At 63.0% G+C, this 21,914-nt stretch carries 20 protein-coding genes; 9 read left to right on the top strand and 11 right to left on the bottom strand.

Going from position 1 to position 21,914, the window contains the following annotated elements; translation table 11 throughout:
* Positions 1 to 189: 189 nt before the first annotated feature.
* The gene (locus QN219_RS20110; RefSeq protein WP_284001630.1) at positions 190 to 1,563 is read left to right on the top strand and encodes a S8 family serine peptidase; all 1,374 of its coding nucleotides are present in this window, start codon (positions 190 to 192) and stop codon (positions 1,561 to 1,563) included.
* A gap of 29 nt (positions 1,564 to 1,592) precedes the next feature.
* Here the strand turns inward: QN219_RS20110 and QN219_RS20105 are convergent, their stop codons facing one another.
* Complete coding sequence (locus QN219_RS20105; RefSeq protein ID WP_284001629.1) at positions 1,593 to 2,042, bottom strand: SRPBCC family protein; 450 nt, start codon at positions 2,040 to 2,042, stop codon at positions 1,593 to 1,595.
* A 255-nt stretch (positions 2,043 to 2,297) separates the two neighbouring features.
* Here QN219_RS20105 and QN219_RS20100 point away from each other — a divergent pair, with 255 nt between their 5' ends.
* Positions 2,298 to 3,356, top strand: a complete 1,059-nt coding sequence (locus tag QN219_RS20100; RefSeq protein ID WP_284001628.1) for an adenylate/guanylate cyclase domain-containing protein — start codon at positions 2,298 to 2,300, stop codon at positions 3,354 to 3,356.
* A gap of 142 nt (positions 3,357 to 3,498) precedes the next feature.
* The gene (locus QN219_RS20095; RefSeq protein ID WP_284001627.1) at positions 3,499 to 4,521 is read left to right on the top strand and encodes an LLM class flavin-dependent oxidoreductase; all 1,023 of its coding nucleotides are present in this window, start codon (positions 3,499 to 3,501) and stop codon (positions 4,519 to 4,521) included.
* Between the two features lie 5 nt (positions 4,522 to 4,526).
* Here QN219_RS20095 and QN219_RS20090 read toward each other — a convergent pair whose 3' ends face one another.
* The 5 genes from QN219_RS20090 to QN219_RS20070 form a co-directional block, all read right to left on the bottom strand.
* Positions 4,527 to 6,158, bottom strand: coding sequence for an FGGY-family carbohydrate kinase (locus tag QN219_RS20090; protein ID WP_284001626.1), 1,632 nt, complete (start codon positions 6,156 to 6,158; stop codon positions 4,527 to 4,529).
* A gap of 179 nt (positions 6,159 to 6,337) precedes the next feature.
* Positions 6,338 to 7,066, bottom strand: coding sequence for an SDR family oxidoreductase (locus QN219_RS20085; RefSeq protein WP_284001624.1), 729 nt, complete (start codon positions 7,064 to 7,066; stop codon positions 6,338 to 6,340).
* Between the two features lie 27 nt (positions 7,067 to 7,093).
* On the bottom strand, positions 7,094 to 8,356 hold the full coding sequence (locus QN219_RS20080) for an ABC transporter permease subunit (RefSeq protein ID WP_284001622.1): 1,263 nt from the start codon (positions 8,354 to 8,356) through the stop codon (positions 7,094 to 7,096).
* Positions 8,353 to 9,174 (bottom strand): ATP-binding cassette domain-containing protein, encoded by an 822-nt coding sequence (locus QN219_RS20075; RefSeq protein ID WP_405052180.1) that lies wholly within the window; start codon positions 9,172 to 9,174, stop codon positions 8,353 to 8,355. Before QN219_RS20075 ends, QN219_RS20080 begins: the two co-directional genes overlap by 4 nt.
* 261 nt (positions 9,175 to 9,435) lie before the next feature.
* Positions 9,436 to 10,482 carry a sugar ABC transporter substrate-binding protein gene (locus QN219_RS20070; RefSeq protein WP_284001620.1) on the bottom strand — a complete coding sequence of 349 codons (1,047 nt, stop codon included), beginning with the start codon at positions 10,480 to 10,482 and terminating at the stop codon, positions 9,436 to 9,438.
* A gap of 313 nt (positions 10,483 to 10,795) precedes the next feature.
* On the opposite strand from QN219_RS20070, the gene QN219_RS20065 reads away from it, so the two are divergent.
* The 3 genes from QN219_RS20065 (at position 10,796) to QN219_RS20055 (ending at position 14,213) form a co-directional block, all read left to right on the top strand.
* Positions 10,796 to 11,815, top strand: coding sequence for a LacI family DNA-binding transcriptional regulator (locus tag QN219_RS20065; protein ID WP_173511454.1), 1,020 nt, complete (start codon positions 10,796 to 10,798; stop codon positions 11,813 to 11,815).
* Between the two features lie 335 nt (positions 11,816 to 12,150).
* Positions 12,151 to 12,888 carry a response regulator gene (locus QN219_RS20060; protein ID WP_284001619.1) on the top strand — a complete coding sequence of 246 codons (738 nt, stop codon included), beginning with the start codon at positions 12,151 to 12,153 and terminating at the stop codon, positions 12,886 to 12,888.
* A complete protein-coding gene (locus QN219_RS20055) occupies positions 12,888 to 14,213 on the top strand; it encodes an ATP-binding protein (protein ID WP_284001617.1) in 1,326 nt (441 codons plus the stop codon). Before QN219_RS20060 ends, QN219_RS20055 begins: the two co-directional genes overlap by 1 nt.
* A 157-nt stretch (positions 14,214 to 14,370) precedes the next feature.
* Here the strand turns inward: QN219_RS20055 and QN219_RS20050 are convergent, their stop codons facing one another.
* The 5 genes from QN219_RS20050 to QN219_RS20030 form a co-directional block, all read right to left on the bottom strand.
* Entirely contained in the window at positions 14,371 to 14,787 is a 417-nt protein-coding gene (locus tag QN219_RS20050; protein ID WP_284001830.1) for an organic hydroperoxide resistance protein, read from the bottom strand.
* Positions 14,788 to 15,146: 359 nt separating this feature from the next.
* Positions 15,147 to 16,202, bottom strand: a complete 1,056-nt coding sequence (locus QN219_RS20045; protein ID WP_284001616.1) for an alpha/beta hydrolase — start codon at positions 16,200 to 16,202, stop codon at positions 15,147 to 15,149.
* Positions 16,203 to 16,380: 178 nt separating this feature from the next.
* On the bottom strand, positions 16,381 to 16,593 hold the full coding sequence (locus QN219_RS20040; protein ID WP_284001615.1) for a hypothetical protein: 213 nt from the start codon (positions 16,591 to 16,593) through the stop codon (positions 16,381 to 16,383).
* A 76-nt stretch (positions 16,594 to 16,669) separates the two neighbouring features.
* Entirely contained in the window at positions 16,670 to 18,436 is a 1,767-nt protein-coding gene (locus QN219_RS20035; RefSeq protein ID WP_284001614.1) for a cytochrome c biogenesis protein DipZ, read from the bottom strand.
* A 270-nt stretch (positions 18,437 to 18,706) separates the two neighbouring features.
* Positions 18,707 to 19,384, bottom strand: coding sequence for a type 1 glutamine amidotransferase domain-containing protein (locus tag QN219_RS20030; protein ID WP_284001613.1), 678 nt, complete (start codon positions 19,382 to 19,384; stop codon positions 18,707 to 18,709).
* A gap of 239 nt (positions 19,385 to 19,623) precedes the next feature.
* Between QN219_RS20030 and QN219_RS20025 the strand changes: the two genes are divergently transcribed.
* The 3 genes from QN219_RS20025 (at position 19,624) to QN219_RS20015 (ending at position 21,729) form a co-directional block, all read left to right on the top strand.
* Entirely contained in the window at positions 19,624 to 20,556 is a 933-nt protein-coding gene (locus QN219_RS20025) for a LysR family transcriptional regulator (RefSeq protein WP_284001612.1), read from the top strand.
* Positions 20,557 to 20,696: 140 nt separating this feature from the next.
* Positions 20,697 to 21,410, top strand: a complete 714-nt coding sequence (locus QN219_RS20020; protein ID WP_284001611.1) for an SDR family oxidoreductase — start codon at positions 20,697 to 20,699, stop codon at positions 21,408 to 21,410.
* Between the two features lie 79 nt (positions 21,411 to 21,489).
* Positions 21,490 to 21,729 carry a 4-oxalocrotonate tautomerase family protein gene (locus tag QN219_RS20015; RefSeq protein WP_284001610.1) on the top strand — a complete coding sequence of 80 codons (240 nt, stop codon included), beginning with the start codon at positions 21,490 to 21,492 and terminating at the stop codon, positions 21,727 to 21,729.
* Positions 21,730 to 21,914: the final 185 nt, after the last annotated feature.

Here is a 21,914-nt window from a genome sequence, read left to right as displayed (position 1 = left end):
ACCGACGATAAAAACATGCGGCAATTCAAAGTCTATAGCGACCTTTGTGCATCTGAGAAGACGCATTGCTATAGAAGAGGGAATAGTTCGACAACTCGACCGTTTCATTCCAATCTGCCGGCACCGGCCGCCGCCGTACAAGGTATGCACCGCCTGTTTGAACACTGCCAAGCCGATCGAGGTTCTCGGATGCTGACCAGTCTCGCGCTCAAAGTTGCACTGATCGCCCCATTTACAGCAATCGCACTGGTGGCAGGCGACATCATGGTTCCCCGGGATGCGATGGTGTTTCAAATGCTCGGGACCAATGAGGCGCTCGCCGACGACGACGATGACGACGACGGCGGCGGCTCCCGAGGCTCCGGCTCCTTCCGCGCCGGTGCAGGATGGAGTGGCGGAAAGTTCCCGTTCCGCGGCCTGCTGCCAAGGCGAGGCAGTTCGCGACGCTCACAGCCGCCCGCGCCCGCTATACAGGCGCCGAACGAAATCGTCGCGCTTGGCTTCAGCCCGGCTCAACTCGAGCAGTTGACGGCGTCCGGCTTCCAGGTCCTCGAACGGGCTGCGATGTCGACGTTCGACACCACGGTAATCAAGCTTCGCATTCCCTCGGGGCTGACGCTTGACGCCGCCCGGGAGCAAGCCCGGACTCTCGCGCCTCAAGCGGTCGTCGACTTCAATCATTTTTTCCGGCCGGAGCAACGGGCCGAGCGGCCATGTGCCGCCACCGACTGCCTGGCGCGCAGCGTCATTGGCTGGCCGTCGGCCCGAGACTGGCCCGGCGCTTGCGCGGGCGGGGTGCGGATCGGTCTTGTCGATACGGCGATCAACCCTGAACACGACGCCTTCGAACACGGGAACATCGAGATCATCCGCCTCGCCGACAAAGAGTTGCCGGAATCCGGCCGGCAGCACGGCACCGCTGTCGCGGCACTGCTCGTGGGATCGGCGACGAGCCGTACGCCGGGCCTGATACCGGGCGGCAAGCTCATCGCGGTGGACGCGTTTCACCGCGCCGGGCGCCAGGACGATCGCTCCGGCGCCTTCGATCTTGTTCGCGCCATTGACCTGCTCGCCGACCGCCAGGTGCAGGTCATCAATCTGAGCCTCTCCGGCCCGCCCAATCTGCTGCTTGAAAGGACCGTGGAGAAAGTGGGCGAACGCGGGATCATCACGGTTGCTGCCGCCGGCAATGACGGGCCCAAGGCCGAGCCAGCCTATCCTGCGGCCTACGAAGAGGTGGTTGCGGTAACCGCGACCGACAGGCGCAAGCGGCCCTACAGGCGCGCCGGCCGCGGCGAGCACATCGACTTCGCCGCTCCGGGCGTCGCGGTCTGGACCGCGGCCTCTGTCAGCGGGGCTCGTCTGAAAACGGGCACGTCTTTTGCAGCACCTTTCGTGACCGCCGCGCTGGCACTGTTGAAGGCGTCGAAACCGGAACTCGCACCCACACACATCCGCGAGACGCTGACCGGGAGCGTCGAGGATCTCGGGGATCCGGGCAAGGATCCGGTCTTCGGCTGGGGTCTGTTGAACGCGCGGGCCATCTGCGAAACGGCGCCTTGAGGTCCAGCACCTACTCGACGACCGAGAGGTCAGCCGGTGCGGCCGTGCCAGGGATCCGGCCCCGGATCGCGCCCCGCCGCAACCTCGGCCAACCGGTCGAGGTAATGGGCCCAACCTTCCGCATGGCCGGCGCACTGCTCGGCATTGGGCAGGCCGCTATGGGTCAGGCGCAACAGCGTTCCGTCCGGCTGCTCAATGAGGTCGATCTCGACAAGGCTCGACGCCGGCGGCACGATCTCGCTGTCGTCCCAGCCGAAGCTGTATACCAGGCGGTGCACCGGTACGACCTCGCGGAAGGAGCCGCGGGCGAAGCGAGCCCCGGTGACGTTGACGAGATAAAGCCCGCCGGCCTCCGGCTCGACCTCGGCTTCCGTTCCCATCCAGCGCAGGATCTTTTCAGGATCGGTGAGCAGGGCGAATACTGCGGCGGGCGGCGCCGGGATATGCGTTTCACGGCGGACGACGAGGGCCTCTTGCATCGGTCTCCCCCAAAAGTTGCGATGGCCTGCCCGACTACGGCGAAAGGGACAAGCGCCGGATCGGGGCGAGCCGATGATAGACCGCTGGGGTCGGCTGCGCCACCACTTACAGCGCCAAGCGTTATTTCAGGCATACAAGGGTCGCTGTAACGCTTTGAATTTGCCGCGTTTTTTCATCCTCAAGTCGGTCCCGATTTAAGGAAAAATGCAGTAGCGCGGATGACAGGTCAGGGGACGTAACGTTATGATCTCGGCATGGACCTTCCCGGACCCCTTGCCTGGCTGGTGGACGAGGCCGGCACTTCGCCCGGCCCTGATCGGTTCCTGGCCGATCTCGGCGGCCGGCTGGTGGACGACGGCCTTCCGCTCGCCGGCGGTGCCCTGACGCTGGCAGTGCCGCATCCGATCGTCGCCCACCGCACATGGCTGTGGCGGGCGGAGACCGGAGCGGTGATCGAGGCCTTGGGCTTCGCGGGCGGTGCAGCCGACCATGCTGGACGCGACTGGCTCGCCGGGCTTGGTCCGGTTGAGGAGAGCACGGTCGGACCGGCGGCGGACAGACTGGTGCTGGGCTGGGCCGGCAGCCGGGCATTCGGCCCCGCCGAGACCGGCCGGCTGCGCCAGGCCGCGCGCTTCGCCGCCGCGCCTTTGGCTGTCTTAGCTGAACGGACGGCACTTGCAACGCTGCTGGAGGCCTATCTCGGCCGGCGCAGTGCCGCCCGGGTACAGGCCGGCGCCCTCGGCCGGGGCACCGGAGAGACCATCCGTGCCGTGCTGCTTTGTACCGATCTGCGCAACTTCACCGCCCTGTCCGAGGCGACGGAGCCTCAGGCGATGATCGCTACCCTCGACGCCTGGTTCGACCGCGTCGCCGGCGCGATACACGTCTTCGGGGGCGAAGTGCTGAAGTTCATGGGCGATGGCCTGCTGGCGATCTTTCCGGTTGCCGGTACACCAGCCGAGGCAAGCGGAGCGGCGTTGCGCGCGGTGGTCGCTGCCCGCGCTGGCATGGCCCATCTCGATGCCGCGCGTGAAGCGCAGGGGCTGCCGCCGCTGCCCTTCGGCGTGGCGCTGCATCTCGGCGAGATATTGTGGGGCAATATCGGCGCGGCAGACCGGCTGGACTTCACCGCCATCGGTCCCGCGGTCAACCTGGTCAGCCGGCTGGAAGGGCTGTGCCGGCCGCTCGGCCGGTCGGTGCTGATCTCGGGCGCGGTCGCCGCCGAAATCACCACGCCGCTGGTGCCGCTCGGCGAACACGTGCTGCGCGGCATCGCGGCGCCCTGCACCGTCTTCACTCTGCCGGATGCGTGAGCGGTTCGACGTCGCTGGATCGCTTTGGCGAGCTCAACGCCGGTCGCCTTGCGCAAACGCGCTGCAATGATGGTCATGCCTGTAACTCAAGCCGGAATCATGCCATGAAGCGTAGAACACCACACTTGCAAGCGGCATAACCATGAAGAAGATCGGCTTCCTATCGTTCGGGCACTGGGCACCCTCGCCGCAATCGCAAACGCGGTCGGCATCCGACGCGCTTCTGCAGTCCATCGACCTGGCCGTCGCTGCCGAGGAGCTGGGCGCGGACGGGGCCTATTTTCGTGTGCATCACTTCGCCCGCCAACTGGGCTCGCCGTTTCCGCTGCTTGCGGCCGTCGGCGCCAAGACCAACCGCATCGAGATCGGCACCGCCGTGATCGACATGCGGTACGAGAACCCGATGTACATGGCCGAAGACGCGGGCGCGGCCGACATCATCGCCGGCGGGCGCCTGCAGCTCGGCATCAGCCGCGGCTCGCCCGAGCAGGTGATCGATGGATGGCGCTACTTCGGCTACCAGCCGCCCGAAGGTGGGACCGACGTGGACATGGCCCGACGCCATGCGGAAGTTCTGCTCGATGTGCTGCGCGGCGAAGGCTTCGCTGAGCCCAACCCGCGGCCGATGTTTCCCAATCCTCCCGGCTTGCTACGCATCGAGCCGCATTCGGAGGGCCTGCGCGAGCGGATCTGGTGGGGCGCCAGTTCCAACGCCACCGCAGTTTGGGCGGCCAAGATGGGAATGAATTTGCAAAGTTCCACGCTCAAGGACGACGAGAGCGGGCTTCCGTTCCATGTCCAACAGGCCGATCAGATCCGGGCGTTTCGCGAGGCATGGAGGGCGGCAGGCCACGAACGCGAGCCGAGAGTGTCGGTCAGCCGCAGCATCTTTGCGTTGGTCGACGACCGCGACCGCGCCTATTTCGGCCGAGGCAGCCAGGATGAAGACAAGATTGGATTCATCGACGAGAAGACCCGGGCAATTTTCGGTCGAAGCTATGCGGCCGAGCCGGACGTCCTTATCGAACAGCTGGCGAAGGACGAGGCGATCGCGGAGGCCGACACGCTGCTCTTGACCGTCCCCAACCAGCTTGGCGTCGACTACAACGCGCATGTCATCGAGGCGAGTCTCACCCACGTTGCCCCCGCTCTCGGGTGGCGCTGAGGCACCTACCTTATATCCCGTGCCAGTGACTGGAGCCTCTTGAAGGCGTCGTATCTCAGCGCATGAAGGGCTGCGATTTCACCGACGGCGGGCGCGTAGGTGCGATCCGTGCCGGAAAGCGTTGCCATTGCTGACCGAACGTCCGGGAACTCGCCCGCCGCCACGCTTCCGAGGATGGCTGCACCGAGAAGCACGGGCTCCTCCGAGCGCGTCGCCAACACGGGCTTTCCCGTCGCGTCCGCAAGGAGCTGGCGGACGAGATCGAGCTGGCCTGCGCCGCCGCTGATGACGATTTTCTCGATTATGGCGCCGGACGACGCCTGCGTATCGATGATCTGCCGGAGCCCGTAGCCGATGCCGCATAGCCCTGCCACATAGAGCGAAACGAGGTTGTCGATCTCCCTTTCCATCCCAAGCCCCACGACAACAGCGCGGGCATGCGGATCGGCAAACGGCGCACGGTTGCCGAGGAATTCCGGAACGACATGCAGCCCGCCGGCCAGTTCGACGGACTGCGAAAGCGTCTGAGCCTTCGTCGCCGCGAGCTCCGCCAGCAGGACCGGCAGAGGGAGACCGCGGCGCTCTGCGAGCTCCAGCGCCTCGCCGGCCGCCGGGTGGAACGACAGAAGCTGCTCGATCGCAGCCCCCGCCGCGGACTGCCCGCCCTCGTTCAGCCACATCCCCGGGACCATGGCGGAATAGTAGGGTCCCCACACACCCGGCACAAAGACCGGTTCCGACGTCGAGGTCATCGTGCAGGAGGAGGTGCCGAAGACATAGGCAAGATTGCTCTCGGGGGGGCCGTCAACACCGACGGTTCCGATCCCGCCGGCATGGGCGTCGATCATGCCGGCTCCGACCGGAGTACCGGGTGCCAGGCCAAGTTCCTCGGCGGCGCGTTCGGTCAGCCCATTTCCAACCGGCGTGCCCGGATCCACGACACGCTGGCCTATGCGCATGAAGTCTTCATCCGCGAGCTGGCCGAGGCCGATCTCACGGAAATAGTCCGGATCCCAGCGCCTTTCGTGCGCGAGATAGGTCCACTTGCACGTCACCGTGCATGTGGATCGGGCAAGGTCGCCAGTCGCGCGCCAGGTCAGGAAGTCCGCAAGGTCGAAGAACTGCCAGGCGGCATCGAAGACGTGGGGACGATTCTCGCGCAACCAGAGAAGCTTCGGCGTCTCCATCTCCGGCGATATGCGCCCGCCGACATAGCGCAGCACACTATGGCCCTTGGCATTGATGCGTTCCGCCTGATCGACGGCGCGGTGATCCATCCAGACGATGATATCGCGCTGAGTGTCCTCCGAAGGCCCCACCGGAAGCGATCGCCCATGCTCACCTAGGACGACCAGCGAACAGGTTGCGTCGAATCCGATGCTTGCGACCTGGACAGGATTCACGCCCGCCGTGGAAACCGCTTCTCGAACGGCCTCGCAGACGGCGGCCCAGATTTCGGCACTCGATTGCTCGACGATGGAACCAGGCTCGCGAAAGAGCGTGATATCGCGCTTGGCCGAAGCCAGCAGCTGGCCGGTCAGGTCGAAAATGCCCGATCTGGCGCTTCCGGTCCCGACGTCAACGCCGATGAGATATCGTTCGCCGCCCGTGGGGCGTGCGGAAGAAATGTTGGTCATGGTCTACCGCCTGCAATCTGGAACATGGATCGGCGGAGGCCGCAGTCTCGCGCCGCCGGAGGCAATCAGAGCGGGATGAGGAAAAGTGTGCGCGGTTTTCCGCCCGCATCCCGCTCTAACTTCTTTGAATCGATCACGTTTATGATTTTTGGGTCGATTCGATCCAAAATCATCGTGATCTAGAGATCGACGCTGTTAGGCAGGATCACCAGATCGCGGATCGTAACGTTGCGCGGACGCGTCAACATAAAGAGTACCGCATCCGCCACTTCCTTCGGCTGCATGAGGCTGCCATTGGCAAGCGCTTCTTCCATTTTCGCCTTGGGCCAGTCGTCGAGCAGCGCCGTCACCACGGGCCCGGGCAACACGGCGCCGACGCGCACACCATGCGGCGCCACCTGTCGACGAGTGCTGTGCACGAAAGCCTGCACGGCGAATTTCGATGCCGTGTAGATCGGCTCCCAGACGACAGGGACGACACCCGCAATCGAACTGGTGAAGAGGATGTCGCCGGATTTCTGCTCGATCATGTAGGGCAGCACCGCATGCACGGAGCGGAATGCCGCATTGATGTTGAGGTTGAGCATCCGGTCCCAGGCATCCGGGTCGCCCTCGGCCACCGGACCGCCGATATAGGCGCCGGCATTCGCGTGGAAGACATCCAGCTTCCCGGCGAGATCGAGGATTCTCGGAAGCATGCCGGAGACTTCGGCGGGCTTCAGAAGGTCGACGACCAGCGGCAGGGCGTTTTCGCCGAGCTCGGCACAGAGCTGTTCCAGCTTGTCCCGCGCACGATCCACGAGAACGACCTTCGCCCCTTCCGCAAGCAGCGTGCGGGCGCATTCCAGTCCGATCCCCGATGCTGCGCCGGTGATGGCGGCAACCTTGCCTTTCATGAGGTCAGCCATATTAAAACTCCATAACGAGAGGTTGGGTTACGCGCGTCCGTGGCTGACACGGGAACGACGGGCCAACGAGTCGACGATGACAGCGATTGCCAGAACGCCGCCTGTGATCATATAGCGGAGCGACGAGCTCAGATTGAGCAGCGTCAGACCGTTCGAGATCGCCTGGATGACGATGATGCCGAGCAGAGCCGAATAGGCGCTGCCACGCCCACCGAAGAGGCTGGTGCCGCCGATGACGGCCGCCGCGATCGCGTTGAGATTGACGTCACCCGTGCCGGCCTGCTGGCTCGATGAGGCAAGGCGCGACGCCGACAGGATGCCGCCGAGCGTGGCGAGCGTGGAGCAGAGCACGAAGGCGCTCATGTAGATCCGGCGCACGTTGATGCCCGACCGCCGCGCGGCCTCCCGGTTACCACCGACCGCGAACATCGAGCGGCCCCACTTCGTGCGCGTCAGCGCGTAGTTGAGGATCACCGCGAGGGCGACGAAGAGCCCGAACATCCACGGCACGCCGCGGCCGAGATTGAGGTAGAAGACAGCCACTTCGAGGAGAACCGTGAGCACCAGCGCCTTGATGATCAGCGCGCCGAGCGGCTGGGAGGAGAGGTTCGCCGCCTGCCGCTGGCGCATCGTCCGCATGCCCTTGCCGATCATTACCAGGCCCGGCGCCAGCGCCAGCAGGTGGGAGAGCCAGTCCGGCATGATCATTATCTGTCCGAACCGGACGAGCGAGGAAGCATAGGGCAGGTTGATCGAACCAGTCGGCCCGAGGATGTAGAGCTGCATGCCGAGAAGCGCGAGAAGACCGGCGAGCGTGGCAATGAAGCTCGGCATTCCGAGGCGGTTGTAGAGCGTGGCGTAGAGCAGCCCGACTGCGGCACCGACCATCAGTGCAACAAATATCGCCGCAGCAATCGGCCAACCGGAATTCACCCACAACACACCGACCATCGCCGAGGCCAGTCCGCTCATCGAGCCCACCGAAAGGTCGATTTCGCCCAGCACCAGCACGCAGATGATGCCGAGCGAGATCACGCCCACGGTTGCGCAATCGAAGAGCAGGTTTACAAGGTTGTTTGGCGCGAGGAAGACCGGATTGAGGGCCGAGAAGATGATCGATATTACGATGAGACCGACCGCCACCGGCAGCATGCCGAGATCGCCGGACCGGACACGGTCAATGAACCCCCATACCATGTCGAGGATTCCCTCGTCGTGGCGCACGCGTTCATCGCTGCGATCAAGCCTCTGCTGGCCCTGGACGGCCTGGTTCGAGGGGTTCTGGCTCATGCGGCTCCTCCGCTCTGCTCGTTGGCGAGACCGGCCTTGCGGTCGAGACGGCGCGAGACGGCGTTCTCCGTCGCACCGGTGATTGCAGCGACGAGTTCGTGGTTGGACGCATCCGGCGAGAAGACGCCGTTGTTCCGTCCAAGCCGAAGCACGACGATTCGATCCGCCACCGCGCGCACGTCTTCCATGTTGTGACTGATGATGATGACGCCGAGCCCGCGATCACGGACGCGCTCGATCAGGTTGAGGACTTCTGCGGTCTGGGCGACGCCGAGCGCCGCGGTCGGCTCATCGAGCATGATGACCTTCGGGTTCAGCAGCAGCGAACGCGCGATCGCGACCGTCTGACGCTGGCCGCCGGAAAGCGACGCTATCGGCTCCCGAACGGATGGGATGCGGGCGGCCAGTTCCCGCAGAAGCGTCCATGCTCGGACTTCCATCGCAACTTCATCCAGGTGCCAGGGCGACATCTCCTGGCCGAGGAACAGATTTGCGACGACGTCGAGATTTTCGCACAGCGCCAGATCCTGGAAGACGGTCGCAATACCCAGGTCGAGTGCCTTTCCGGGATTATCGAGCGTCACACCTTCGCCGCAGAACTCGATCGTGCCCGAGGATGGTTGGTGCACTCCGGCGAGAACCTTGACGAGCGTCGACTTGCCGGCGCCGTTGTCTCCGACCAACGCGACGACTTCGCCGGCATTGACGTCGAGTTCGATGTCGGTGAGAGCGGAAACGGCTCCGAAATTCTTGGATATGCCGCGAAGACGCAGCACAGGCTCACCCTTTGCGGGAGCACTCTGGATATCGCGTGTCATCGCCTTTTGACCTTTCGACCACTGCATGGACAGAATCATGCAGAAACTCACAGTTTTACAGCGACCCTTACGTGTCTGATCAGACGCGCGGCGCTATAGAGCGGGATCACGGAAACCTGGTGGCGGTTTTCGCCGGCATCCGGCCCTAACTTACCAGAATCGATTACTTTCACGATTTCGGGCCGATCCGACCCACAATCATCGTGATCGGGAGAGGTGCTCGGCCGCGGTCATGCGGCCGAACACAGCGGCAGTCGGAGCTTAGTTGATGATGCCGAGTTTGCGGCAACCTTCAGCATATTCGCCGGTGCAGATCTCTTCCGGCGTGTTGATCTTCTTGTCGAAGATCTCGGCCTTGATGTTCTCGGCCGTGACCACCGCCGGGGTGAAGAGCTGTGAGGGCGTTTCGTAGAGCTTGTGCGTCGCCTCAGGCGTTTCGCCCTTGATCAGCTGCACCGCGACATTGGCCGCAGCCGCCGCTACGATCTCGGAAGGCTTCGAAATCGTGTTGTATTGGTCACCGGAGATGATCAGCTGCAATGCCGCGATCGTCGCATCGTTGCCGGTCACGGGCGGAACAGGCTTGACGCCCGCTGCCTTGAGCGCCGCGATTGCACCGCCGCCCGTTCCATCGTTGGCGGCAACGATCCCCTTGATCTGGTCGCCGAAACGGGTGATCTGGCCTGCTGCCCATTCCTGCGCCTTCGGCGGCGCCCAGTCGGGCGTGTCGAATTCGGCGAGCGTCTTGTAGCCAGATGCGTCGAGGGCAGAGTCGATACCGTCGCGAATGAGACCGGCTGCCGCGTCAGTCGGCGAACCATTGATCTGCAGCACGCCGGAACCTTCGGCCACGCCGGTAGCCTTCAGATGATCGACCAGCGACTGCGCGATCGCGCGGCCAATGCCTTCATTGTCGAACGAAACGTAGTAGTCCGCCGGCGTATCCGGGATCGGACGGTCATAGGCGATCACCTTGACGTCCTGGGAATGGGCTATTTCGACGAGCGCTGCGGCCGCGGCAGAATCGACCGGATCGAGCACGACGACCTTGGCGCCCTGGGCGATCACGGAGTTAAACTGCTGCTGCTGAAGCGCCACGTCCGCATTGGCATTCTGGTAGATGACGGTGCAGCTCGGGCAGAGCTTCTCCATCTCCGCCTTGAAGCCAGGATAGTCGTGCTCTTCGTAGCGGGTAGAGGCCTGGTCTGGCATCAGGAAGGCCACGGTGGCCGCGTCCTGCGCGACGGCCGCGCTGTTGAGCGACACGGCAAGGCCGGTCGAGGCAAGCAAGTAACAAATCGTCTTCATAAGTTTCCTCCACGGTTGATTTTTGCGCCGGCGTTCTGAAGCTTTTGAAGGGCGACACCCCCACGATATCGCGAAGTCTTTCGGCGACAAATTCCGCCGCGACTTCTTTAGGCCAATCAGGGCGCGGCCAGTCGCTCGCTGCAGCAGGCACTGTAGCGCTGGGCTTATTGATTCCTGTCAGACTCCTCCCCGGGACAGCTTTTGCTGAACTGGTAGCTTCATCGATTGCGCTCGCTTGCTCAATCGATGAAGCAGAATTGCCACTTTACTCTATTGATGTCAAGGTGACGCACGAAAGTGGAGATCAAAATTCGTGAAGCGCGGAACTCAGACGAAAAGGACAACGATCTACGATCTGGCCGAATTGGCCGGGACGTCGGCGAGTGCGGTGAGTGCCGTGCTGAGCGGAAACTGGAAAAAGCGCCGCATCAGCAGCCAGCTGGCGGAGAAGATCACCCGCCTTGCCGAGGAACAGGGTTATGCCTTGAACATGCAGGCAAGCGTGCTGCGCCGCGAGCGATCGAAGATCATCGGCATGCTCGTCCCGAAGTACGACAACCGCTATTTCGGCTCGATCGTCGAACAGTTCGAGACGAGAGCGCGCGAGAGAGGGCTCTTCCCGATCATCACCTGCACACGCCGCGACCCCGCACTGGAGATCGAGGCCGCACGTGCAATGCTCTCGTATCAGGTGGACTGCCTGATCGCGACCGGCGCGACCGATCCGGATCGCATCGCGGACATTTGTTCCGCCGCCGGCGTTCGAACCGTGAACCTCGACCTGCCGGGTTCGCGTGTCCCCTCGGTCATCTCTGACAACTTCGGCGGCGCGCTCGAGCTTACGCGGCGCGTGCTCGCCAACTCCGAGCGGGAGTTCGGCGAAAAGACACCGCTGCTCTTCGTCGGCGGACGCGGAACCGACCACAACACATCGGAACGCGTGAGGGGGTTTCGTGCCGCCCACGCCGAGGCGGGGGTGGAGGTCGACGAGGCGCTCGTGCTTACCTGCGGCTATGCACCCGAAAAGGCCGAGAACGCAATGAAGTCGCTCGCCGACAAGGTCGGACCACTGCCGCGGGGCATGTTTGTCAACTCGACCATTTCGCTTGAAGGCGTCATGCGATGGATTCGTCGCTCCGGCCACTATGCCGATCGCATGCCTCTGCTCGGCTGCTTCGACTGGGACCCCTTTGTGGCGATGCTCGGAGACCACATCGAAATGGTTCGTCAGGACGTGCCGAGAATGCTCGACGCGGTCTTCGAGATCATCGACTCCGGCGCATCCGAGCTGAAATTGATCCAGATCCCGCCGATCGTCGAGCAGACGGGGTGAGAACGGAGGTTGGCTCAAACACTCCAATGCGGTCACGTGGTTTTGGCCGACATGCTGAGCGCATGCGCGGCGGACTTTCTTATTGCAAACAAGGCTAGCGATCTTCAGCAAGGTCCCTCCCGGGCAGAAACCGCCGAGATGGGCTCCCTTAGCCACCCGACCGACAAAGCTGGAAGCGCGGCGAAGGATTACAACGCTTGTAAGGCGAACGGATATTGTATCGGAATGTATCCGACGGCCGCGCGTTACATTAAGACGCAGACCTGCGAGGATGTGAACACACAAAGGATACATCGGGAAGGTCACTAAGAGTTGGCAATTAGGAACATCGTGCAATGGAGCACATCGACCATATTCTGATCGTCGATGACGATCGCGAAATCAGAGAGCTTGTCTCGAGTTACCTGAAGAAGAACGGCCTGCGCGTCACCGCGGTCGCCGACGGCCGGCATATGCGCGCATTTCTCGATGCGAATACCGTCGATCTCGTCATCCTCGACGTGATGATGCCGGGAGATGACGGCCTCGTGCTCAGCCGCGAGCTGCGCGCGGGCAGGCACAAAGCGACGCCCATCGTCATGCTGACTGCGCGCACCGACGAGATGGATCGCATTCTCGGTCTCGAAATGGGCGCTGACGACTATCTCGCCAAGCCTTTTTCGGCACGCGAGCTGCTGGCGCGCATCAAGGCGGTCCTGCGGCGCACGCGGATGCTGCCTCCGAACCTGCAGGTCTCCGAGGCCGGCCAGTTGCTGCGCTTCGGCAAATGGAGACTGGACACGACGGCAAGGCATCTCGTCGATTCCGATGGCACGGTGATTGCGCTCAGCGGCGCCGAATACCGCCTTCTGCGCGTCTTCATCGACCACCCACAGCGCGTACTCAACCGCGATCAGCTGCTCAATCTTACCCAGGGGCGCGAGGCCGAACTCTTCGACCGGTCGATCGATCTCCTGGTCAGCCGGGTTCGCCAGCGGCTTGGCGACGATGCGAGGGAGCCGACTTACATCAAGACCGTCCGCAGCGAAGGCTATGTCTTTTCCATGCCGGTCGAGATCGTCGAGGCCCGCTGATGGTGGCGCGCGCCGTTCTCAATGGATTTCGCCTATGGCCACGCACTCTCAGGGTGCGGTTGTTCGTCATTCTCCTTGCCGGACTGGCGCTCGCGCATGCCATGTCGTTCACCGTGCTGTTTTTCGAGCGCTACATGGCCGCCAGGTCGGTGATGTTCAATACGCTTGAAAGCGACGTCGCCACGTCGATCGCCATTCTCGACCGGCTGCCCGCTGCCGAACGTGCCGACTGGCTGGATCGGCTCGATCGCGGGAGCTACAGTTTCATTCTCGGGCAAGGCATGCCGGGCGATCCCGCGCTCGACGCACGCAGCGCCGAGATTGCTTCCAAGATTCAGGCGACGATCGGCGCGCGCTATCCGATCGAAGTGGAATCCATTCCCGGTGAAAGCAGGCGGCTGCAGGCGCATCTGCGCTTGAGCGACGGCGCACCGCTGACAATAGACGTCAAGCCGAGAGGCGTAATGCCCCTGGCAGACTGGCTGCCTTATGTGCTCGTCGTGCAGCTTGGGCTCCTGGTGTTGTGCTGCTGGTTTGCCGTGCGTCAGGCAATCCGCCCTCTCGTCAATCTCGCGACGGCCGCAGACACGCTCGACCCAAACAGGCAGACGCCCCGGCTCAGCGAAGCGGGACCGAGTGAGGTCGCCTATGCGGCAACGGCCTTCAATGCGATGCGGGATCGCATCGCGCAGTATCTCGAAGAACGCGTGCAGATCCTCGCTGCAATCTCACATGACCTGCAAACGCCGATCACGCGCATGAAGCTGCGGACGGAAATGGCGGAGGACTTCATCGAGAGGGACAAGCTGATCCAGGACCTTGGCGAAATAGAGCGCCTCGTCAAGGAAGGTGTCGACTATGCAAAGAGTGCCCATGGCAAGGTCGAAAAGGCCTCCCGCATCGATCTGGCCTCATTCACCGAAAGCTTGGCCTATGATTACCAGGATACCGGCAAGGCGGTCACGATCACCGAAGTGACGGGCGGCACGATCTTGACCCGCCCACACGCACTCAGACGGATTCTCACCAACCTGATCGACAATGCGCTCAAATTCGGCGGCAGCGCCGAAATAGAGATGCAACGCCTCGCCGATGAAACCGTGGTCATCAAGGTACTCGACCGCGGCCCCGGTATTCCGGAAAATCAGCTGGAAGCAGTCCTGAAGCCCTTCTATCGATTGGAGCAATCCCGCAACCGGGATACGGGCGGAACCGGTCTTGGTCTTGCCATCGCCCAACAACTCGCGACGGCGATCGGCGCCTCACTCACCTTGCGCAACCGCGACGGCGGCGGCCTTTCCGCAGAAATTGCCATACACCCCTGATGGAGTATTGCAGGCTGCATCGCCGCGTTCGAACGTAAAAAGTAGACGGTCAGTCTTAAGGCGAAGACAGCAGCCAAACAAAAAGCGGCAGCCTTCACAGCCACCGCTTCTTCGAGAAGCGCCTTGCCTGGTTCTCCAGACAGGGCCTTTCATCACGTCAGACGATGTTGATCGCAACGTTGATATTGCCGCGCGTCGCCTTGGAATAGGGGCAGGTCTGATGCGCCCTGTCGACCAGCGCCCGGGCAGTGTCGCGATCGATCCCCGGCAGGCTGACATTGAGCCGCGCCTGTAGGAAATACCCGCCGGCACCGCTGCCGAGATCGACTTCGGCATCGACGGCCAGATCGATCGGGAGCGTAACTTTCCGCTCGCCGGCCGCCTTTCCTATCGCACCGATGAAACAGGCCGACCAGCCGGCGGCAAAGAGCTGTTCCGGATTGGTCCCAGGCCCTGAGCTGCCGGGCGAGGAGAGCTGGATGTCCAGACGCCCGTCAGAACTGAGGGATGCCCCCTCGCGACCGCCGGTGGTATGGGTCCTGCCAGTGTAAAGTACCTTCTCGATCTCGGTCATGATGTCCTTCTTTTCGACAGAGTTGATGACGTCGAGGCTTGAGTGCCTTGTCCGACTGTCGGGACACATTTGACGCTCCGCACGTGTATCGAATGTTTCGCAACCGGCGCCGAAATGTAATCGACTCCCAAGAGAATGCCGTGCGGACACACTGTGATACGAAGCGCTCATTGCCGGTGAGATGTTCTCCCGAGCAACTGACGCACCAGCAATCGCGATCGGAGCGAGATTTCGACCGCTTCAGAGTTGCGGCAGGCGGTTTTGGAGCTTTGAGGATCTGGCCAGGGTTCGCGGCCGGCCAGAGTTCGGGGCTGGGCGGATCCGGGCCCCGGCCCGCCCAGCCTTTTGGATGAAGATGATCAGAAACGATCGACGTCCAGCACGGCCTGAGCAAAGGCCTGTGGCGCTTCCTGCGGCAGATTGTGGCCGATGCCGCCGGTGATCAGACGATGTTCGTACTTGCCCGAAAACTTCTTCGCATAGGCCTTCGGTTCCGGATGGGGGGCACCATTGGCATCGCCCTCCAGCGTGATTGTCGGTACGCCTATGAGGGGAAACCCGGCAAGCCGGTCTTCCAGACCGTCATACTTCCGCTCGCCGTCAGCCAGACCGATCCGCCAGCGGTAGTTGTGGATGGTGATGTCGACGTGATCCGGGTTCTCGAATGCCGCCGCGCTGCGGTTGAAGGTGGCGTCGTCGAAGTTCCACTTCGGCGATGCGAGCTGCCAGATAAGCCTGGCGAATTCGTTCCGGTGCTGCTCGTAGCCGGCCCGTCCGCGTTCCGTGGCGAAATAGAACTGATACCACCAGGCAAGCTCGGCCTTCGGCGGCAACGGCATCTTGTTGAGTTCACGGCTGCCGATCAGGTAGCCGCTCACGGAAACCATGGCCTTGCAGCGTTCCGGCCAGAGAGCGGCGATAATGTTGGCGGTTCGCGCGCCCCAATCGCAGCCGGCGATGACGGCATTTTCGATCTTCAGCGCATCCATCAAGGCGATGACGTCGGCGGCGATCGCCGATTGCTGGCCATTGCGCGGCGTGTCGGCAGACAGGAAACGCGTCGTGCCATAGCCGCGCAGATAGGGAACGATCACCCGATAACCGGCGGCCGCCAGCAGCGGCGCCACATCGACATAGGTGTGGATGTCGTAGGGCCAGCCATGCAGAAGGATGACCACAGGCGCATCATCGTTGGCCCCCACTTCCGCGTAGCCGATATTCAGGACGCCCGCGTCGATCTGCCTGAGCAACGCGAAGGACGTGTTCGTTCCCGGCGTGATCGCCGGAATGCTAGACCCCGCCTTGCTGGCGGATTGCGCGCGGGCGACGCCAAACATATTGAACTGAGCGGCCGCAACGGTGAGCGCCGCCACGCCCATGAACCGCCGACGCGGCTGGTTGATTTCCTCTGTCATCGATTTCTCCCCTCTACATGAAACACAGCCGCAGAAGCCGGTACTCATGTGTCGCCACTGTGTGTGTGGCAGCCGAAATTGAAAGCCCGTGTAGGAATCGAGCGAGGCGATACATTGAGCTACATTTTTGGCTTTCCGGCGCGCGCGCCGGCGCAACATGCATGCATCGCGGTGCGCCTCAGCGGTCTGAGATTTCGGCCATCGGCTTCACGGCCGATGACGTCGGCACGGCCGCCCCGGCCGGGACCTGCGCAGCAAAGATTGTGCGCCCGCCATCCGGGGGCACCGCGAAAAGCGCTGCGATCGCCGGCGGCTCCCGCGGGTCGCTATCCCAGGCGCATGGCGCTGCCGCCAGCGCGATTACGCCGATGAACGTCACGAAAATGCGCATTGATCTCTCCTTTTTCTTCTCGCGCCCGCGATCCACCAGATCCTCACAGGGCCCCCGACACTGCAGCCGGGTCCTCTCATCCAAAGGTGAAAACAAAGGCTTCGACGTCCCGATCAAGAAAGCGGATCTCGAACGTCCGCTCCCGCACGTCTCCCGACTGGCGTATGAGCTGATAGAGCCGCGTTTCCGAGACGGTCCCGTTGCCGTCGGCGTCGATGTCCGAACCGTGGTCCGCACCCGGCGCCACCCCGTCGACCTTCACCTGGAAGCGCACCTCCCTGCCGCTTGCTCCTGGTCCGAGAACGAGGTGGAGGTCCCGCGCGCTGAATCTATACGTGATCCCCCCGCCGGCCCGATTGAGCGTTGCTTGCTCCGCCCCCATCGTCCAGTTGCCGGCGAGACCCCACTGATTGAGCCGCAGTTCCTCCACCGTGTAGTCGCGCGCTTCATCGACCCCGATGCCTTCGGGCGAGATGAAGTTGGAGGCGCGCATGTACCCGATATAGTCCTCGCCAGACCCAAGGCGGGCGAAGTCCGGCGCGGCCTCGGCGCCCTGCGCATTCGGAGTAACAAGACCGCCGCCAGTCCTCCGGTCACCTGCCGCTTCCGCCAGCAGTTCCTGAATGACCCGCTCGGATCTCTCGTAATCGCCCTCACCGAAGTGAGAGTGCCTGATCCGCCCCTTTGCATCGATGAAATAATGAGCCGGCCAATAATTGTTCCCGAACGCGCGCCAGATCGCGAAATCGTTGTCGATCGCGACGGGATAGCCGATCTCAAAATTCCGGACCGCTCGTTTGACGTTGTCGATCCGCTTCTCGAAGGCGAACTCGGGCGCATGCACGCCGATCACGATCAGGCCCTGATCCCGGTACTTCTCCGCCCAGGCGCGAACATAGGGGACTGTTCGAATGCAGTTGATGCAGGAATAAGTCCAGAAATCGACGAGCACGACCTTGCCGCGAAGCTGCTCCGTGGTCAGCGGCTCGGAATTGAGCCACTCAACGGCACCATCAAGTGACGGGAACGTGCCCTCCACGGGCAGGTTGCTCTGGTATGCATTCCGCGCATCATTCGTCGCCGGCGCGATGCGGTTGCTTGCCACCGCTTCCGCGCGCGCGGAGTTGCCGCGCAGATGGTCAAGCAGCGACTGCTCAAGATTGGTGGTGCTCGCATAGGACAGGCGCGCCAGCAGCCCGGTATCGAGCCCGAGCGCAATGGCCGCGACGCCCGCCAGCACGGCGACGCCGAGACCCTGTCGAAGTCGCTCGCCGATACCGAGCGATTGCTTCATCGCCGCAAACACCCTTCCTCCGACCACAACCGCCAACGCCAGCGAGGTAGCCGCGCCCGCCGCATAGGCGGTGAGCAGAAGCGTCGTTTCGACGTTGGCCCCGTGGAGGGCGGCACCTGTCAGCACCAGTCCCAGAATCGGCCCGGCGCAGGGCGCCCACAGAAGTCCGGTTGCGACGCCGAGAAGAAAGGATGCTCCGACACTCCCCTTCTGCCCGGCCGCCCTTTGCGAAAGCCGGTTGCCGAGCGCAACCGCCGGACGGGTTACCACCGCCGCCACCCGCGGCGAAAGCAAGGTCACCCCGAAGACGGCCAGCACCGCGATCGCCGCATATCGGCCGATCTCATTGGCCTGCACCGCCCACTCTCCGCCGAGCGCGGCAAGCGTCGCCACGCCGGCGAATGTCACGACCTTGCCAAGGAGCATCGGCAGGACGCTCCGGGCGAATGGCTGACCGGCCCGAGAAAAGACGAATGGCAAGACCGGAAGGATGCAGGGGCTGACAATGGTCAGCACGCCCGCGAGAAAGGCTATTGTGAAAAGGATCATTGTCGTTCCTCTGCAGTGGAGCAACGCCTTCTTGCGTTGATCGCTTGACGCTCACTGCAGAGGATCAGCCGGACGTATCCGGGATGTGTCCTGTTTCAGGGGGATCTGTATCGGAATGCAGGTGCCGACGAGGGCAGATCCGGCGCGGACCCCGCGGCTCGCGCCGGACCAGAACTCGATCATTTCATTGTCTCCTTGAGCCAGCGAAATGATCTGACGCTTTGAAACTATCCAACTCCGGGCGGAAAACCGTTAGGCACTTGAATTGCGCTACGCCTGCAGAAGCTTGAGCAATTCCCTGGCAGCAGAAGTCGACGACGACGGGTTCTGCCCGGTGATCAGCCGGCCGTCCACGATCGTGAAATCCGCCCAGTCGGCAGCCTTTTCGTAGCGGCCGCCGAGGCGTTTCAACTCGTCCTCGACGAGGAAAGGCACGACGTCGGTCAGTTGCACCGCCTCCTCCTCGGAATTGGTAAAGCCGGTGACGCGCTTTCCCTTGACGATCGGTTGTCCCTGATAGGTTACCTTTCGCAGGACAGCCGGGCCATGACAGACGGCGGCAACCGGCTTGCCGGCGTTGTAGAAGTCCTCGATCAAGGCAATCGAGTTCCTGTCGTTGACGAGGTCCCACATCGGGCCGTGGCCGCCGGGATAGAAGACCGCGTCGAAACCGTTCGCTTTGACGTCGCCGAGCTTTGCGGTGTTCGCCAGTTCCTTCTGAGCTGCCGTGTCCTCCTTGAAGCGCGCCATCGCCTCGGTCTGGTTGGCCGGATCGTCGCTCTTCGGATCGATCGGCGGCTGGCCGCCTTTGGGCGACGCGACGGTGATCTCGGCCCCGGCGTCCTTGAACACATAATAGGGCGCGGCGAACTCCTCGAGCCAGAAACCGGTCGGCTCGCCGGTATTGCCGAGCTGATCATGCGACGTCAAAACCATCAGGATCTTCATCGTCATTCTCCCTCTGTTGAGGCGTGCCCAAATGCGGGATCGCCGGGATTATTCTCGAACTCGGGGCACTGGACCGCTTGGATGCCTCGATGGCGCAGCCCGACCTTCGCTTCGCAGCCTATTCCTGATGCTTGGCCGTATGTTGGCCACTGCCGCCTCCGTCGCTATATTTACTTCATGCCATCTTCGGGTGAATACTTGCCGATCGGCAGTCACTCTCCCGCGGATCGGTAGAATAGATGGATCGCATCGATGCAATGAAAGTCTTCGTCACGGCGATCGACGAGGGCAGCCTCGCCGGTGCGGCACGCCGGCTGAAGCGATCACCAACGGCGGTCAGCCGGGCGCTGAGCTTTCTGGAAGCCCATGTGGGCGTCGAGCTGCTGCATCGAACGACCCGCACGCTCAAGCTAAGCGAGGCCGGCCAACGCTATGCAGCCGCCTGCCGGAGGGTGCTCGTCGATCTCGAGGAAGCCGACATGCTCGCCGGCGGGGAGCGCTCGGCTCCTCGTGGAATGCTGACGATTTCGGTGCCGCCGATCCTTGGGGAAGAGGTGCTGCGCCCCATTCTGGACGATTTCCTTGACCTCCACCCGGCCGTTTCCGCCCAGCTTCTCCTCCTCGATCGTTTCGTCAACCTGGTGGACGAAGGCGTCGACATCGCGTTGCGCATTGGCCATCTTGCCGATTCGTCACAGATCTCCACGCGGCTCGGGGGCGATGTGCGGCGTGTCGTGGTCGCCTCACCTCGCTACCTTGCCAATCATCCCCGCATCGAGGAGCCGGCCGATCTTGCCAGGCACCAGATCGTCGCGTTCACCAATTTCGGTCTCGATTCGTGGAACTTCACGCCGGCAGACGGGTCGTCCATCCCCCGGACGGTCCAGTTCACGCCGCGGTGCATCGTCAACAGCGTGCGCGCCGCGGCTGCTTCCGCCGTTGCCGGCCACGGCCTGACCAGGCTCTATTCCTACCACGTCGCGGAATATGTGAAGGACGGGCGGCTGAAGATCGTGCTCGCAGACGCCGAGCATCCGCCGCTGCCTGTTCATCTCATCGCACCGCAAGGCCGTATGTCGGTGCCGAAGGTCCGCGCCTTTGTCGATTTCGCCGCGCCGCGTCTGCGCTCCGAATTTGCACGCCTCGCGGTGGAAGCCGGTACCCTCGGTTAATTATGCCGAGATACGGTCGACTGTCTGTCAATCGGCGCCAATTCTCCCGATCAGCGGATGGATCTAAAACAGTTGCACCAACGCCGAGGGCGGAGGGCAGGTCGCTGAAGCGACTGCTGCAATCGAAAAGGATCACATCCATGAGCACTCAACAGAAAGTCGTTATTATCACCGGAGCATCGCAGGGGATCGGCGCCGGATTGGTTCGCGCCTACCGTGACCGGAACTACCGCGTTATCGCCAGTTCTAGGTCGATCAAGGAGAGCGCCGACCCGGACATCCTCGTGGTGCCGGGCGACATCAGCAGGCCCGAGACCGCAGAGCGAATCGTGCGCGAAGGGATCGAACGCTTCGGCCGCATCGACTCGCTGGTCAACAATGCCGGCGTCTTCCTCGCCAAGCCGTTCATCGAAATGACCCAGGAGGACTATGACCACAACCTCGGAGTCAACGTTGCCGGCTTCTTCCACATCACACAGCGCGCCGCGGCGGAGATGCTGAAGCAGGGTTCGGGCCATATCGTCAGCATCACCACCAGCCTCGTCGACCAGCCAATGGCCGGCATGCCCTCCGCGCTCGCCTCCTTGACCAAGGGCGGCCTGAACGCGGCGACCCGGTCGCTGGCGATGGAATTCTCGAAGAGCGGCGTTCGCGTCAACGCGGTCTCGCCGGGCATCATCAAGACCCCGATGCATGCGCCTGAGACACACGCGACGTTGCACGCGCTGCATCCGGTTGGCCGCATGGGCGAAATTCGCGACATCGTCGATGCCGTCCTCTACCTCGAGACCGCAGGCTTCGTGACCGGCGAAATTCTCCACGTCGACGGCGGCCAGAACGCTGGCCGTTGGTAGCACGACAGCGCCCGTAAGCCGAAACGGCCCCGGTCGCGATCCAATCAACGACAGAAGCAATTCCCGAAAGGAGACTGCGATGCCTATCGTCACCGTACAGGTTACCCGCGAAGGAACGACACCAGACCGCAATTCGGTTACCGCCGAGGAAAAGGCTGCCATCATCAAGGGCGTCAGCGAGGTGCTCTTCGACGTCCTGAACAAGCCGCTCGAATCGACCTACGTGGTGATCGAGGAGGTCGACCTCGACAATTGGGGGTGGGGCGGGCTTCCAACAGCGCAGTATCGCCGTCAGCGGGCCGCGGCCGCAAGATCCTGATGCGATGCGGCCATTCATGAGCTCGCAGCCCGCCGCTTCGCCCCACAGGCGGCGGGCATTGCGGATACATGGGGGACCGATGTCCGGAAACGGCAAAGGCGCCCGGGAGGGCGCCTTTTGTGGATTGTTGGTTGCGGGGGCAGGATTTGAACCTGCGGCCTTCAGGTTATGAGCCTGACGAGCTA

Source organism: Sinorhizobium sp. 8-89, from assembly GCF_030124325.1.
Lineage (GTDB): Bacteria > Pseudomonadota > Alphaproteobacteria > Rhizobiales > Rhizobiaceae > Sinorhizobium.
Note: the sequence above shows the minus strand (reverse complement) of the source record. Positions and strands in the feature narration are given on the sequence as shown.

Bases quoted from the DNA above. Each gene is read 5' to 3' on its own strand.
- QN219_RS20110 (WP_284001630.1), top strand. From the start codon at position 190: ATGCTGACCAGTCTCGCGCTCAAAGTTGCACTGATCGCCCCATTTACA.
- QN219_RS20105 (WP_284001629.1), bottom strand. From the start codon at position 2,042: ATGCAAGAGGCCCTCGTCGTCCGCCGTGAAACGCATATCCCGGCGCCG.
- QN219_RS20100 (WP_284001628.1), top strand. From the start codon at position 2,298: ATGGACCTTCCCGGACCCCTTGCCTGGCTGGTGGACGAGGCCGGCACT.
- QN219_RS20095 (WP_284001627.1), top strand. From the start codon at position 3,499: ATGAAGAAGATCGGCTTCCTATCGTTCGGGCACTGGGCACCCTCGCCG.
- QN219_RS20090 (WP_284001626.1), bottom strand. From the start codon at position 6,158: ATGACCAACATTTCTTCCGCACGCCCCACGGGCGGCGAACGATATCTC.
- QN219_RS20085 (WP_284001624.1), bottom strand. From the start codon at position 7,066: ATGGCTGACCTCATGAAAGGCAAGGTTGCCGCCATCACCGGCGCAGCA.
- QN219_RS20080 (WP_284001622.1), bottom strand. From the start codon at position 8,356: ATGAGCCAGAACCCCTCGAACCAGGCCGTCCAGGGCCAGCAGAGGCTT.
- QN219_RS20075 (WP_405052180.1), bottom strand. From the start codon at position 9,174: ATGACACGCGATATCCAGAGTGCTCCCGCAAAGGGTGAGCCTGTGCTG.
- QN219_RS20070 (WP_284001620.1), bottom strand. From the start codon at position 10,482: ATGAAGACGATTTGTTACTTGCTTGCCTCGACCGGCCTTGCCGTGTCG.
- QN219_RS20060 (WP_284001619.1), top strand. From the start codon at position 12,151: ATGGAGCACATCGACCATATTCTGATCGTCGATGACGATCGCGAAATC.
- QN219_RS20055 (WP_284001617.1), top strand. From the start codon at position 12,888: ATGGTGGCGCGCGCCGTTCTCAATGGATTTCGCCTATGGCCACGCACT.
- QN219_RS20050 (WP_284001830.1), bottom strand. From the start codon at position 14,787: ATGACCGAGATCGAGAAGGTACTTTACACTGGCAGGACCCATACCACC.
- QN219_RS20045 (WP_284001616.1), bottom strand. From the start codon at position 16,202: ATGACAGAGGAAATCAACCAGCCGCGTCGGCGGTTCATGGGCGTGGCG.
- QN219_RS20040 (WP_284001615.1), bottom strand. From the start codon at position 16,593: ATGCGCATTTTCGTGACGTTCATCGGCGTAATCGCGCTGGCGGCAGCG.
- QN219_RS20035 (WP_284001614.1), bottom strand. From the start codon at position 18,436: ATGATCCTTTTCACAATAGCCTTTCTCGCGGGCGTGCTGACCATTGTC.
- QN219_RS20030 (WP_284001613.1), bottom strand. From the start codon at position 19,384: ATGAAGATCCTGATGGTTTTGACGTCGCATGATCAGCTCGGCAATACC.
- QN219_RS20025 (WP_284001612.1), top strand. From the start codon at position 19,624: ATGGATCGCATCGATGCAATGAAAGTCTTCGTCACGGCGATCGACGAG.
- QN219_RS20020 (WP_284001611.1), top strand. From the start codon at position 20,697: ATGAGCACTCAACAGAAAGTCGTTATTATCACCGGAGCATCGCAGGGG.
- QN219_RS20015 (WP_284001610.1), top strand. From the start codon at position 21,490: ATGCCTATCGTCACCGTACAGGTTACCCGCGAAGGAACGACACCAGAC.